The organism is Lentzea rhizosphaerae, from assembly GCF_042649515.1.
Lineage (GTDB): Bacteria > Actinomycetota > Actinomycetes > Mycobacteriales > Pseudonocardiaceae > Lentzea > Lentzea aerocolonigenes.
Map to the genome: position 1 here is coordinate 81,553 of NZ_JBHRZI010000030.1, position 13,800 is coordinate 95,352.

The following is a 13,800-nucleotide window of genomic DNA, read 5'->3' on the forward strand; positions in this document are numbered from 1 at the left end:
CAGTAACCACCCACTCCCCCGGAACGACGTCCGGACAGGGGGTAGTGACGCATGCAGGAGAGGGCCAGGAACAGGTTCGTCGGCATCGGCATCGGCTCGTACGAGCGGGTGCAGCCGCTGCAGCACGCCGTGAGCGACGTGCGGGAGCTCCGTGCGCTGCTCAAGGGCTACGAGGGCGAACCACTGGTCGATCCGTGCGAGAACGAGATCCGCACGCACATGCAGACGTTGATCAACGACCCGCAGGACGGTGGCTCGCTGGTCGCGTTGTGGAGCGGTCACGCCGTCCCGGTCACGGGCAAGCTCAGGCTGCTGGCCAGGGACAACAGCGGCAAGGCCGACGGCATCGCCATCGAGGACTTCGTCCTGTGGTGCGCGGCGTCGGGCGCGCACCAGGTGCTGGTGATCGTCGACGCGTGCTACTCGGGCCAGCAGCTGGACGACGCTCTGGGCACGATCGCGAACATGCAGGAGGAGCTGCTCGCCGGGCAGATGCACTGGGCGGGTGTGCTGGTGTCGTGCTCCGGCGTCGAGACGGCCCGCGACGGCCTGTTCGGCGGCAAGCTCCGCAACCTCCTGCGCACCGGGCCGATCGCGGACGCGGACGTGCTGCGCTGGAGCGACCGCACACCGCTGGTCGACGGCGGCATCATCGGCACGGCGCTGCTGAACGCGTGGGACAGCGACGTGCAACGACCGCGCTTCATGCAGTACGGCTCACCTGGGCCGATGCTGCCGAACCCGCTCTATGCACCGCACACGGTCGTGAAGCACCTTCTGCTCGCGGCGCGTGGTGGCGACTCGCCGGACAACCGGTCGTGGTTCACCGGCCGCACCGCCGAGGTCGACCAGGTCGTGGGCTGGATCCGGTCCGCCACGCCCGGCCTGCGCGTGGTGACCGGCGCGCCCGGCACCGGCAAGTCGGCCATCGTCGGCCGCGTCGTGAGCCTGTCCAACCAGGCGGAACGGGATCTGCTGCTGACCTCCGGGCCGCCGTTCCAGCACGCCGACCCCGGCCAGGACTCGGTGGCGGCGGCCGTGCACGCCCGCGCGATGGACGCCGACCGGGTCGCCGACCTGATCAGCCGCCAGCTGGTCGCCGCAGGCCTCGTGCCGCCGCCCGACGGGCCGCGCCGGGGCGCCGCCGAGCTGGTCGGCGTGGTCAGCACGCTCGCCGAGCCGCCGGTGATCGTGGTCGACGGCCTCGACGAGGCACGCGGTGAGTCGTTCTCGATCGCCACCTCGCTGCTGACCAAGCTCGCGAACCACGCCGTCGTGATCGTCTCCACGCGGCAGGCGCACCGGGTCGCGGGCGGTGCGCCGCTGCTGACCGAGCTCTCGCCCGTCGAGGTGCTGAACCTCGACAAGAGCGACAGCGCCTCCTGCGTGCGCGACTACGCGGTGGCACGGCTGGGTCCCCGCGTCGCGCCGTCCACTGTGGAGGAGATCGCGCGGATGCCGTTCCTGGCCGCGTGGATGATCACCGACCAGCTCCTCACCGACGGCGGGGCGGACTTCGAGCCGTCGCTGGGGGCCGCGTTCGACCACGAGCTCGACAAGGTGCCCGCGGCACGGCCGTTGCTGACCGCGCTGACGTGGAGCTACGGCGCGGGGTTCCCCGAGGCCGAGTGGATCGCGGTCGCGCAGGCGCTGTCGGGCGAGGAGTTCGGCCGTGACGACATCACGGCCGTGCTCACCGAACTGGGCCGTCACGTCGTCCAGGACGGTGAGGAGGGCACGGCGGTCTTCAAGCTGACGCACCAGACGTTCGCGGACCTCCTGCGGCCGCCGTTCGCGCCGAGCAGGGACGCGGTGTTCGCGCCGGGCGCGGAGAAGGTGGCGTGCGCGTTGATCCGCCTGTACCGGCAGCGGATCACCGCGGGCGTGCCGCCGGACGTGCCGGGCTACCTGTGGAAGTACGCGTGGCGGCACTGCGGGCACGCGGGCACGCAGGCGTTGGACGGCCTGCGCGAGCTCGCGATGATGAACAGGATGCTCTTGCCGGACATCGCTCTCGCGGCGACCACGGCGGCGAGCGAGCTGACGCACTGGGGCCGCGGCGACGAGGCGATCGCACCGCTGGAGGAGGCCGCCGAGCACTTCCGCGCGCTGGTGCCGGACATCCGGATGTACCTCGCGGACCTCGCGCACGTGCTGAACCGGCTCGGCCAGCGGTTCCGCGAGGCAGGCCGGCTCCAGCAGGCGGTGGCACCGGCGGAAGAGGCCGTGGTCCGCTATCGCGAGCTGGTCGCGTCCACGCCGACGACCGCGGAGACCCTGACGCACAAACGACTCGCGCAACGCATCGCCAAGACGACCTCGCACGGCGGCGACAACCCGACGTACGCGTCGCACCTCAGCGGCGCGCTGGTCGACCTGAGCGAGGTCTACGCGATGGTCGGGCGCCGGCACGAGGCGTTGTCGACGGCCAAGGATGCCGTGGCCGCGGTCGGCACCGGTGCGCCGCTCGCCCGCGCGCTGACGTGCCTGTCGGCGCGGTGCTGCGAGACCGGGCGGCGCTACGAGGCCATGCAGCGCTCGCGTCAGGCCGTCGACGAGTACTTCAAGCTCGCGCAGACGAACCCGGTGTTCCTCGCCGACCTCGTGTCCGCGCAGGTCGAGCTGAGCCGCGACTACCTGACGCTGGGCAGGCTCGCCGAGGCCGACCAGGTCACGCAGCAGGCCGCGGAGATCAGCGGCACGCTCGGCAGGCACGCCCCGTTCGGGCCGCAGCTCGCGGACGCGGCGCTGAGCCTGAGCGTCGCGTACAGCATGGTCAACCGCAGGAGCGAGGCCCTCGACACCGCCAGGCAGGCCGCCGACCTCGCCGACGGCCTGCGGATCCACGGCCAGGCGCTGCACAACCTGATGCGCCGCCAGCGCGACGCGGGCAAGCTGGAGGACGCCCTGGTCACCGGGCAGCGGACCGTCGAGGTGTGCCTGCTGCCCGAGCACGAGCACCGGCTGTCGACGCTCGCGGCGGCGCTGTTCACGCTCGACACGATCTGCGCGGGCCTGGGCCGGCCGGAGATCGTCGACAGGACGTGGGACCACGTGCTGGAGCGGTTCACCGGGCCGCACCACGCGACGCTGCTGACGCTGCGGGCCGCGGCGACGGCGGCGGGTGACCCGGTGGCGGCGAAGTGGCTGTGCCAGGCGCTCACCCACGTCGGGCAGTCCCGCCAGGCGCTGCACGACGTGCACGACATCGCGCGCCGCCACTTCGACTCCGGCCGGCCGTGGCCGTGGGACACGACGCCGGACTGGCTGACGGTCGACCGTGTGTTGTTGAAGACCGCACGCGCGTGGGTGTTCGCGCGTTCGTATGCCGAGGAGCGAGCGATCCTGCTCGAACACCCGGAACTTCTCTCGACGGACGCGGACGTCGCCGTCACCGAGGCGTTGTACGGCACGAGCCTGCTGGAGGCGCAGGTCATCCAGTCCCGCCGCACGACCGCGCAGGCGCAGGGCGTCGAGCACGCCTACCGGCCGTGGTTGCTCGCGAGCCTCGCGGACGAGTTCGTGGACGCCACGACCGCGCGCCGCCGCGAGTTGCTCGCAACGCGCCGTGAGGAGCTTCTGGACAAGGAAGTCCTCAAGAACGTGCGGGACAACCGGCCCGTGCACGCGTTGCTGCTGCTGGCAGACGAGGACACCGACGTGCTCGATCTCGTCCTGGACGCTCAGGACGATTCCTCACTGGTCGCCGAGGTCCTGCGAGGACTCGCCGCGAGCGCGTCACCGCAGGCGCTCACCCAGGCCGTGACGGCGTTGGAGCCACACGCGTTGGCAGCGCTCTACAAGGCGGTAGCGCGCGCTCGGGCCGGTGACGGGCGTCTGGCGTTGCCTCCTGCCGACCAGCGTCTGGCGTGGATCCACGAGCTGACGTACCTGGTGCCCGCGAACCCCGAACTGCTGTCCCTCATCCGCAAGCTGGCCGAGGAGTCGTAGATGAGCGATCTGGTCGTCGTCCTGCCCGGCATTCTCGGCAGCACGTTGCGCGACGAGGACGGCATGGTCTGGGAGGTCTCGGCCAAGGCCGCGGTGCGCGCCGTGCTGACGCTCGGCCGCCACCTGCACGGGCTCAAGCTCCCCGACGGCATCGGCGACGAGCACCCCGGTGACGGCATCCAGCCCGTGGCGTTGATGGCGGACCTGCACGTCATCCCCGGCATCTGGACGCCGTTGAAGGGCTACGACCGGGTGACCAGGCGGATGAACTCCCTCGGCTACACCGTCGAGAAGGGCAACCTGCTGCTGTTCGCGTACGACTGGCGGCTGTCCAACAGGTACAACGGCGCCCTGCTGGCCCGCCGCGTCGACGAGGCGCTGGACAAGCTCGGACCGAATGCCAAGGTCAGCTTCGTGTGCCACTCGATGGGCGGGCTGGTGGCGCGGTGGTGCATCGAGCAGTGCGGGATGGCCGAGCGCACCGACAAGCTGATCACGATGGGCACGCCGTACCGCGGTGCGGCGGCGGCGTTGGAGCAGCTGGTCAACGGCGTGAGGAAGGGCCTCGGGCCGTTGGCGATCGACCTGACCGAGTTCGCGCGCTCGATGCCGTCGCTGCACCAGCTGCTGCCGGAGTACGCGTGCATCGAGAGCGCTTCGGGACTCGTGAAGACGACCGAGACCACGTTGCCCGAGCTCGACACGAAGATGGTCGAGGACGCGATGGCGTTCCACGGCTCGTTGAGCGACTCGTTCGCCGACCGCACGTACGCGATCATCGGCGGTAAGCAGCCCACGGCGACGACCGCGCGCATCGCCGACGGCAAGGTGACCTGCTTGCGCACGTACGAGGGCGACGAGCTGTACGGCGACGCGACCGTGCCGATGGTCGGGGCCGCACGCCGTGGGCTCGCGTTGTCGTCGAACACGCTGCACCGCGTGACGGAGCAGCACACGTCGTTGCAGGACAACGCGGCGGTGCTGGACGCCGTCGAGTCGTTCCTGACCTCGAAGGAGATCGTCCCGAGGAACGTCACAGCGACGGAACCGCAGGTCAGCGTGCCGGACCTGGTGCTGGCCGGGGAGGACCTGGCCGTCACCGTCGAGCTGAAGGACACCACTCCGCGTGCGCTCAAGGTGGCGGTGCTCGACGAAAACGGCAGACAGGTCGAATCACGCAGTCCGGCGATCTCCGAGACCATGGCGATCAAATTCGACGGATTGACCCCTGGCGCCTACTACGTGCAGGTCAGCGGCATTTCGGTGGGTGCTCCGGTGGTCCCGGTGACCTCGGCGGTGCTCGTCATGGATTGCCCCTCGCCCTGACCGGGAGGACGATGTTCCGGTACGCGAGGAGGCGAGATGACCACGATCAAGCCGACGCCGGTGGTACCTCATCCCGGGGCTGCGCGCGCCCGGCCGAAGGGGTCGTACTTCCTCTCGCTGTTCAAGACCACAGATCCCAAACAGATCGGGATCATGTACCTGACCACGTCGTTCGCGTTCTTCATGGCCGGCGGTGTGATGGCGCTGCTGATGCGCGGCGAGCTGGCGCGGCCGGGCATGCAGTTCCTGTCGAACGAGCAGTACAACCAGCTGTTCACCATGCACGGCACGATCATGCTGCTGCTGTACGCGACACCGATCCTGTTCGGGTTCGCGAACTTCATCCTGCCGTTGCAGATCGGCTCGCCGGACGTCGCGTTCCCGCGCCTGAACGCCTTCTCGTACTGGCTGTACCTGTTCGGCGGCCTGATCGTGATGGCCGCGTTCGTGACGCCCGGTGGCGCGCCCGACTTCGGCTGGTTCGCCTACACCCCGCTGTCCTCCGCCGCGCACTCGCCGGGCGTCGGCGCCGACATGTGGATCATGGGTCTGGCCGTCTCCGGTCTCGGCACGATCCTCGGCGCGGTCAACATGACGACCACGGTCATCACGCTGCGGGCGCCGGGCATGACGATGTTCCGGATGCCGATCTTCACCTGGAACATCCTGGTGACGTCGGTCCTGATCCTGATCGTGTTCCCGATCCTGACCGCGGCGCTGATGGGCCTGGCTGCGGACCGGCACCTCGGCGCGCACGTCTTCGACCCGGCCAACGGCGGCGTGATCCTGTGGCAACACCTGTTCTGGTTCTTCGGCCACCCCGAGGTGTACATCGTCGCGTTGCCGTTCTTCGGCATCATCACCGAGGTCCTGCCGGTGTTCAGCCGCAAACCGTTGTTCGGCTACAAGGGCCTGGTGTTCGCGACGCTGGCGATCGCGATGCTGTCCGTGGCCGTGTGGGCGCACCACATGTACGCGACCGGCGCGATTCTGCTGCCGTTCTTCGCGCTGATGACGTTCCTGATCGCGGTGCCCACGGGCATCAAGTTCTTCAACTGGGCCGGCACGATGTGGCGCGGCCAGCTCACCTTCGAGTCGCCGATGCTGTTCAGCGTCGGGTTCCTCGTGACGTTCCTGTTCGGCGGGCTGACCGGCGTGCTGCTGGCGTCGCCGCCGCTCGACTTCCACGTGTCGGACACGTACTTCGTGGTGGCGCACTTCCACTACGTGCTGTTCGGCACGATCGTCTTCGCGACCTACGCGGGCATCTACTTCTGGTTCCCGAAGATGACCGGGCGGATGCTCAACGAACCGCTGGGCAAGCTGCACTTCTGGACGACGTTCTTCGGCTTCCACGGCACATTCCTGGTGCAGCACTGGCTGGGCAACGAGGGCATGCCGCGCCGCTACGCCGACTACCTCGCCTCCGACGGCTTCACCACGCTGAACATGATCTCGACGATCAGCTCGTTCGTGCTCGGCCTGTCTGTGCTGCCGTTCGTGTGGAACGTGTTCAGGTCGTACCGCTACGGCGACCCGGCCCCACAGGACGACCCGTGGGGCTACGGCAACTCGCTGGAGTGGGCGACGACGTCTCCGCCGCCGCGGCACAACTTCAAGGAGCTGCCGCGGATCCGCTCGGAGCGGCCGGCGTTCGAGCTGCACTACCCGCACATGGTCGAGCGGATGCGCGAGGAGTCGCACTTCTCGTTGACACGTCCCGGAAAGCACCGGGTGGGCAAGGACGAAGCGACCGAGAAGGCGCTCGCCTCGACGGATCGGGACATGAAGACCGACTAGGCGGCTTGCACCTTCCGCAACGGCATGTGGTCCAGTGGACCCGTGCACTCGTCCTTCATGCCACCCCGCCAGGTCAAGATCGGTGACGCGGCGGCCTTCGCCGGAACCACACCGCGGGCGATTCGCCATTACCACGAGATCGGCCTGCTCCCCGAGCCCGAGCGGGGCGGTGATGACCGCCGCCGCTACGGGTACGAGGACATGATCCGCCTGCTGTGGATTCGCAGGATGGCCGACGCCGGGATCGCCCTGGACGACATCCGTGACGCCTTCACCACCAGCACGGACAGCGGAGACGGTGTCGCGGGCATTCTGGAACGGCTGGAGGAAGCGCTTTCCGAGCAGGAGGCGGAACTGCGGCGGCAACGGACCGCCTTGCAGCGGATGCGCGCCGAAGGCAGCCGGATGGGCCTGCTCTCCGACTTCGTCACCGCACGCCTCAAGAGCCTGCCGGAAGGCTCCCTGCGTCAGGCGGACCTGGACAGCCTGCTGGTCACCGAGTGGATCCTCGGCCCGCTCGGCGCGGCCGTCCAGGCCACCCGCTTCATCGTGCTGGCCACGCATCCCGCTCTGCGCGAGGAGTCCGACCGCATCGACGCCGCCGAGGAGGCACTCGACGACAGCGTCGCCGTCGACGATCCGCGGGTGGCCCAGGTGGCCGCCGAGCGGCACGCCTTCGAAAGCGCACTGAACGCGGTCATCGAGGAGTCCGGCCTGGATGAGGACGACGACGCCCTCTTCGACGCCTGGGACCGTCTTACCGCTGATGACGAGGAGGTCCGCACCATGAGCGCGGTGGAAGCCATCAGCAAGATGCCCTACGACTTCTCCCCGGCCCGTCTGCGCTGTGCGGAACTCGTCCTGGAGCTGTCCGCCACCTGAACCACGGCCCGGGTCAGCGGCCGGGAAGCAGACCTCCGGCTACCACGGCCTTGCTCAGCGGCGCGGCCAGCTCGACGAACCGCTGCTTCTCCTGGTCCGACAACACGTCGTAGGCCGGCGCGGCCATGCGGTCGGTGTCGTCCTCGATGCCCTGCCGGAACTCGCGACCTTTCTCGGTCAGCAGCTGGTCCTCGCCGACGAGACCGCGGCTGCGCAGGTCGTCGACCGTCGCCGCCCACTGCTCCTCGGACCACACCCGCGTCCGGCGCAGCACCTCGGCCGGGTAGTCGCCCGTGGCGGCGTGCAGCACGAGCGCCTCGATGCCCGTGATGTTGTGCCGCAGCAAGGCCGCGAGGTGCCCGTCGCCGCGGAACTCGCGCAGCAACGTCTGGGCGTGGAAGAGCTGCAGGCGCGTCTCGTCCGGCCACGGCAGCCCGGCGTGCGCGGCGAACAACGGGCGCCCCTGCGGCATCTCTTTGGCCCGCTCGGCAGCCCGCCTGGCGAGCTCGGTGATCTCCTTGAGGTCCTCCGGCAACACCTTGCCCAGCGCCTCGTCGGCCGCCTCCAGCCGAAGCTCGATCATGCGCTGCGGAGTGACCTTCTCCCACGCCTGCGGAATGCGCGCCCGCACGATCTCGGGGTTGAAGTTGTAGAACGTCGCGATCACGACGTCGGCCCCCACCGCCCCCAACGCCGCCGCCCGTGACGCGAAGTACCCACCGGGCCGGTCGAGCCCGACACTCGCGTACCGGGTCTCCGCCTCGGGGACGAAGTAGATCATTCCGTGCACGGCCTCGAGTGAGCGAAACAGAGTCCTGATCATGTCTTCCAACCTAGATCTTCCCGGCTGGTTCGTCAGGCGCCAAAAATTGTCAGACCCCTCTGTCAAGCTCCCTCACGTGGACCCGAACACCTTCTGGAACCTGATAGCCGAAGCCCGCTCAGCCGACTGCTGTGACGTGGCCGCCGCAGCCACCTCGCAGCTGGCTACCCTGCCCCCAGCCGAGATCGTGGCCGCGCAACAGGTCCTGTGGGACCTGATGGCGGAGTCGTACCAGAACCCGTTGTGGGCAGCGGCCTACCTCATCAACGGCGGCTGCTCGGACGACGGCTTCGACTACTTCCGCGGCTGGCTTCTGACCCAGGGCCAAGCGGTCTTCACGGCCGCCGTGGCGTCCCCGGACTCGCTGGCATCCTTACCGGCCGTAGTGACCGCGGCGGAGTCCGGCGAGGAGTTCGAGTGCGAGGCCGCGCTCTCCATCGCCTGGGACGCCCACATCAAGGCCACCGGCATGCAGCTGCCGCAGGACGCCTTCAGGATCCGCTACCCGGAGCTCGACCCGGACTGGGACTTCGACTTCGACGACGAGGAGGAGCTGAGGGCCCGCCTGCCGCGGCTGGCGGAGCTGTACCTGCGTTGAGCGACGCGGTGGGTGGAGGCGTCGCGGCGACGAGCGCTCCGCTGCCTGCGGTTGCTGACGACGGCTTACCTCTCACCCGCGCCGACCGGCGACGAGCACTCCGAACGCCACGTGATCCAGCCACTGCGGAACCCTTGGCAGGGCACGGATCTCCGGGTTGTGCCGCCCGATGACCTCGATGTCCAGGGCCGCGATCAGCAACCCGGCGATGGCGCCCCGGATCACGCCCCGCACCCGCAGCCGTGTCAGCACGAACGTCCAGAACGCCGACACGGCCAGATGCACCACCACGCCCGCACCAACACCGCCACGCACCAACGATCCGGCAGCGCGCGTGGCACGCAACGGCGAGTCACCGACCGCGAGCGCGTACGCAGTCGACGGCAGGCCGCTCAACACAACAGCGAGCAGGTACCGGCGCATCACCGCGCCACCTCAACCGCCGACGGCACACGCCCAAACCACAGCATCACCGCCGCCGTCGCCGCGACCTCAAGTAGTCACTCACCACAGCCGCCCCAAGCCCGTCCTCATCCGGCGACACCACCCGTCCCCCACCCCGCCGAGCCACGATGTCCACGAACGCAGCCAACCGAGGATCATCCCCCAGCTTGAACACCGAGATCGTCGCCCCAAGACGAGCCAACGCATCAACCTCGTTCAACGTCTTCGTCAACGTCCGAGGCAACGGCGGGTAGTTGAACTCCGCATCCCCATCCGGCTCCAGGTGCGCCGTGGGCTCCCCATCGGTCACCACCAGCACCACGGGCTGCGCATCAGGATGACGCCGCACGTGCCGACCAGCCAGCAACAACGCGTGGTGGAGGTTCGTTCCCTGCTCCCACACACCTTCCAGCCCCGTCAGCTGACCGATGTCCACAGCCTCGGCATAGCGCCCGAACGTCACCAGCTGCAACGCATCCGTGCGGAAACGGGTACGCACGAGGTGATGCAGCGCCAACGCCGTGCGTTTCATCGGCACCCAACGGCCGTCCTGCACCATCGACCACGACGTGTCCACGCACAACGCCACCGCGGCACGGGTGCGGTGTTCGGTCTCGGACACTTCCAGGTCCACGACGTCCAGCGACATCGAACCCGACCGCAGCACGGCGTTGCGCAGGGTTCGCGGCACGTCCCACGGTTCCGTGTCGCCGAACTGCCACGGCCTGGTCGAGCCCATCAGCTCGCCCGCGGCACCGGCCGACGTGGTTTCGCGCGAGCCCTGCGACGAGCGCAGTTGGTCGACGACGCCGCGCAGGGCCGTCTCGCCCAGGCGCCGCAACGCTTTCGGCGTCAGGCGCAGCGAGCCGTCCGGGGCGCGTTCCAGGATGTTCTGCTGCTTCAACGCACGCTCAAGATCCGCCAACCGGCGGGCGTCGACCGCGGCCGAGCCTCCCAGCTGGCGTTCCAGAGCTTCCAGGTCGATGTCTTCCAGGCGCGCGCCCGGATACGACTGGGAGAGCTGCTCGGCCAGTGCGTCCAGCTCGGCCAGGTCCGCCATCGCCTGCGCGCCCTCGCCCAGGCCCAAGGGGTCCTGGCCGCGGAAGCGGGCGGAGGAGGTCCAGTCGAGGCCGGGGCGCAGCTGTTGCAGCAATGAGTCCAGAGTGGACAGTGAGGAACCGATGCCACCGAAGGCCTGCTGGGACAACGCGGCCAGCTCGGCGCGCTGGGCGTCGGTCATCGAGTTCATCATGCGTTGCGCGGCGGCCGAGCGAGCGGCGAGAGCGTCGATGAGCTCGTCGACGTTGCGGGGCTTCTCCGGGAAGAACTCGCCGTGCTTGCGCATGAACTCGTCGAACAGGCGCGGCGTGTCCGGCGAGCCGGACGCGTGCGCCTCCAGCAGCGAGTTCAGGTCGCGCAGCATGCGCTGGATGCGGCGGACGTCCTCGGAGTCCACGTTGGACAGTGCTTCCTTCATGCCCTGGAAGCGCTGGTCCAGCATCTCGCGGCCGAGCAACTCGCGGATCTGTTCGAACGCGGAACGAGCCTCTTCGGAACGCCAGTCGTACGAAGACAGCTCCTGAACGGCCGCGGCCGTGCCGGGTGGCAGCGCGTCGAGCTGGGCCTCGCGGAAGCGCGCGTCGTCGGACGGGTCGGGGAACAACGCGCGGCGCTCGGCCTCCACCGCCTTGTCCAGCAGCTGGCGGACCTCGGACAGCGTGCCGTCGAGACGGTGCCGGCGCTGGATCGACGCACGGCGCTGCCACAACCGCGAGGTCAGGTCGTCGAGACCGCGCGTGCCGTCGACACCCCGGCGCAGCAGTTCGCGCAGGGCGGACGACGGTGACGCGCCCTCCATGATCTCGCGGCCGAGCTCGTCGACGGCCGCGCGCAGGTCGACCGGCGGCGCCAGCGGGTCCGCGCCACCACCCCAGCGTCCGTAGCGATATCTCATCCGTACACCGATCGGTCGTCGTCGGAGGAGGTGTCCTTCGACAGGTGGCGAGTCAGGTACAGCGACTCCAGCGCCAGCTCCACGGCCGAGGCGATCCGGCCGACGGGGTCCTTCGGGCCCGCGCCAATCCGTGCCGCCACCTCGTGCAGGATCGGGAGCTCCGGCAGGGCCGCCAGCAGGTCACCGGCGTGCACGCGGTCACCGGTCGCGACCGGGTGGCCGTCCGAGACGACCTCGGCCAGCGCACGAAGGTTCAGCCCCGCCAGGCGGGCACGGGCCGTGTCGGCGATCGAGCGGCGCAGCAGGTGCACGAGGACCTCGTCCTCGCGGCCCTCCTCCCCCGCCTCGAACTCGAGCTTGCCGCGCAGCACGTCCGGCACCGACTCGAGGTCGACCGGGCGGGCGATGGCCGGGGTCTCACCGATCAGCGCAGACCGGCGGAGTGCCGACGCCGCAACGGTTTCGGCCGCCGCGACCGCGAACCGGGCGGACACGCCAGAACGCTGGTCGATCGACGACGACTCGCGCAGGTGCCGGACGAACCGGGCGATGATCTCCAGCAGGTGGTCGCCGACTTCCGCCACCAGTGAGGCCTCCTGGCGGACCAGGTCCACCTCGGCGTCGACCTCCAACGGGTAGTGCGTGCGCACCTCCGCGCCGAAGCGGTCCTTCAACGGCGTGATGATCCGGCCGCGGTTGGTGTAGTCCTCGGGGTTCGCGGTCGCCACGAGCAGCACGTCCAGCGGCAGCCGCAGCGTGTAGCCGCGGACCTGGATGTCGCGCTCCTCCATGACGTTGAGCAGCGCGACCTGGATGCGTTCTGCCAGGTCAGGCAGCTCGTTGATGGCGATGATGCCGCGGTGGGCGCGCGGGAGCAGGCCGTAGTGGATCGTCTCGGGGTCGCCGAGCGAGCGCCCCTCGGCGACCTTCACCGGGTCGACGTCGCCGACCAGGTCACCGACGGACGTGTCCGGGGTCGCGAGCTTCTCCGCGTAACGCTCGTCGCGGTGCCGCCACACCACCGGCAGGTCGTCGCCGAGTTCCAAAGCCCGGCGGCGGGACTCCGGGGTGATCGGGTCGAGCGGGTGTTCGCCCAGCTCGGAGCCCTCGATCACGGGTGTCCACTCGTCGAGCAACGTCACCAAGGTGCGCAAGAGCCGCGTCTTGCCCTGCCCGCGCTCGCCGAGCAGGACGACGTCGTGGCCTGCCAGCAGCGCGCGTTCCAGCTGCGGGAGCACCGTGCGGTCGAACCCGACGATGCCGGGCCACGGGTTTCTGCCCTCGCGCAACGCCGCGAGGAGGTTCTCCCTGATCTCGGTCTTGACGCCGCGCGGCAGGTGCCCGGCGGCGCGCAGTTCGCCCGCCGTGCGGGCCAGGTTCTGGGTCACGCGAACGACGCTACGCACCGAATCCGGACTCGTCGATGTGGAGCAACTCCAGGCGGCGGCGCTTCTCGTACAGCAGAATGCGGGACGCTATGAGTGACAGTGTTGATTTCAAATGGGCTCCCTCACCTGCCGACTGGCGGGCCAGCCTGCGCGCGATGGTGCCGATGTTCCGGTGGGCGCCGTGGTTCGCCCTGGCGCTGGGCGTGTTCTCGCTGGTCCTGCTGTTCGGCTTCGACGACATGGCGCCGGTGGCCGTCTTCGGCCTGGTGTTCGCGCTGATCATCGGATTCATGGAACCGGTGGCGGTGTGGTGGCGCTTCTCGTCGGACGAGATGATCAGCCGGACCGTCGTCGGCAGCGCGGACGACCAGTCGTTCCGGATGGCCGTGGGCACCTCGGTGCGCGAGGAGATCGTCTGGGAGGAGCTGCCGGGCTGGACGGAGACACGGCAGGGCTTCGTGCTGGAGACGCTCGACGAGGGCGCGGCGTCGCTTTCGGTGCCGCACCGGGCATTTGCGTCCGATGAGGACGTCGCGTCGTTCCGCACGTTGCTGGAAGAGCACATCGGTCCGTCGAACTAAGGCCTGTATCGAAGAAGAGCGCCTCAGGCCTACCGGACATATTTTTTGGCGGG

At 69.4% G+C, this 13,800-nt stretch carries 10 protein-coding genes; 6 read left to right on the forward strand and 4 right to left on the reverse strand.

Annotated elements, in window-relative coordinates; all coding sequences use genetic code 11:
* Positions 1-51: 51 nt before the first annotated feature.
* Genes ACFOWZ_RS34545 through ACFOWZ_RS34560 form a run of 4 tightly spaced genes read left to right on the forward strand, consistent with a single transcriptional unit; the run spans position 52 to position 7,959 of the window.
* A complete protein-coding gene (locus ACFOWZ_RS34545; protein WP_382378149.1) occupies positions 52-3,951 on the forward strand; it encodes an AAA family ATPase in 3,900 nt (1,299 codons plus the stop codon).
* Entirely contained in the window at positions 3,952-5,277 is a 1,326-nt protein-coding gene (locus ACFOWZ_RS34550; protein ID WP_382378150.1) for an esterase/lipase family protein, read from the forward strand.
* Between the two features lie 36 nt (positions 5,278-5,313).
* Positions 5,314-7,077, forward strand: a complete 1,764-nt coding sequence (gene ctaD / locus ACFOWZ_RS34555) for an aa3-type cytochrome oxidase subunit I (RefSeq protein ID WP_382378151.1) — start codon at positions 5,314-5,316, stop codon at positions 7,075-7,077.
* A gap of 42 nt (positions 7,078-7,119) precedes the next feature.
* A complete protein-coding gene (locus ACFOWZ_RS34560) occupies positions 7,120-7,959 on the forward strand; it encodes a MerR family transcriptional regulator (RefSeq protein ID WP_382378152.1) in 840 nt (279 codons plus the stop codon).
* A gap of 13 nt (positions 7,960-7,972) precedes the next feature.
* On the opposite strand, the gene ACFOWZ_RS34565 is transcribed toward ACFOWZ_RS34560, so the two are convergent.
* A complete protein-coding gene (locus ACFOWZ_RS34565) occupies positions 7,973-8,782 on the reverse strand; it encodes an SCO6745 family protein (protein ID WP_382378153.1) in 810 nt (269 codons plus the stop codon).
* Between the two features lie 76 nt (positions 8,783-8,858).
* On the opposite strand from ACFOWZ_RS34565, the gene ACFOWZ_RS34570 reads away from it, so the two are divergent.
* Positions 8,859-9,380: a DUF4240 domain-containing protein gene (locus tag ACFOWZ_RS34570; protein ID WP_382378154.1), complete on the forward strand. Its 522-nt coding sequence runs from the start codon at positions 8,859-8,861 to the stop codon at positions 9,378-9,380.
* Between the two features lie 72 nt (positions 9,381-9,452).
* On the opposite strand, the gene ACFOWZ_RS34575 is transcribed toward ACFOWZ_RS34570, so the two are convergent.
* The 3 genes from ACFOWZ_RS34575 to ACFOWZ_RS34585 are packed head-to-tail and all read right to left on the reverse strand — an operon-like array spanning position 9,453 to position 13,166.
* The gene (locus ACFOWZ_RS34575) at positions 9,453-9,803 is read right to left on the reverse strand and encodes a hypothetical protein (protein ID WP_382378155.1); all 351 of its coding nucleotides are present in this window, start codon (positions 9,801-9,803) and stop codon (positions 9,453-9,455) included.
* A 46-nt stretch (positions 9,804-9,849) separates the two neighbouring features.
* Positions 9,850-11,778 (reverse strand): vWA domain-containing protein, encoded by a 1,929-nt coding sequence (locus ACFOWZ_RS34580; RefSeq protein WP_382378156.1) that lies wholly within the window; start codon positions 11,776-11,778, stop codon positions 9,850-9,852.
* The gene (locus tag ACFOWZ_RS34585) at positions 11,775-13,166 is read right to left on the reverse strand and encodes a sigma 54-interacting transcriptional regulator (RefSeq protein ID WP_382378157.1); all 1,392 of its coding nucleotides are present in this window, start codon (positions 13,164-13,166) and stop codon (positions 11,775-11,777) included. Before ACFOWZ_RS34585 ends, ACFOWZ_RS34580 begins: the two co-directional genes overlap by 4 nt.
* Before the next feature lie 155 nt (positions 13,167-13,321).
* Between ACFOWZ_RS34585 and ACFOWZ_RS34590 the strand changes: the two genes are divergently transcribed.
* Positions 13,322-13,747, forward strand: coding sequence for a hypothetical protein (locus ACFOWZ_RS34590; RefSeq protein ID WP_382378158.1), 426 nt, complete (start codon positions 13,322-13,324; stop codon positions 13,745-13,747).
* The last annotated feature ends 53 nt before the right edge of the window (positions 13,748-13,800 follow it).

What these genes read in the sequence shown, in the direction of transcription:
- ACFOWZ_RS34550 (WP_382378150.1), top strand. Translation starts at nt 3,952, where the DNA reads ATGAGCGATCTGGTCGTCGTCCTGCCCGGCATTCTCGGCAGCACGTTG.
- ACFOWZ_RS34580 (WP_382378156.1), bottom strand. Translation starts at nt 11,778, where the DNA reads ATGAGATATCGCTACGGACGCTGGGGTGGTGGCGCGGACCCGCTGGCG.
- ACFOWZ_RS34575 (WP_382378155.1), bottom strand. Translation starts at nt 9,803, where the DNA reads ATGCGCCGGTACCTGCTCGCTGTTGTGTTGAGCGGCCTGCCGTCGACT.
- ACFOWZ_RS34565 (WP_382378153.1), bottom strand. Translation starts at nt 8,782, where the DNA reads ATGATCAGGACTCTGTTTCGCTCACTCGAGGCCGTGCACGGAATGATC.
- ctaD (WP_382378151.1), top strand. Translation starts at nt 5,314, where the DNA reads ATGACCACGATCAAGCCGACGCCGGTGGTACCTCATCCCGGGGCTGCG.
- ACFOWZ_RS34545 (WP_382378149.1), top strand. Translation starts at nt 52, where the DNA reads ATGCAGGAGAGGGCCAGGAACAGGTTCGTCGGCATCGGCATCGGCTCG.
- ACFOWZ_RS34590 (WP_382378158.1), top strand. Translation starts at nt 13,322, where the DNA reads ATGGTGCCGATGTTCCGGTGGGCGCCGTGGTTCGCCCTGGCGCTGGGC.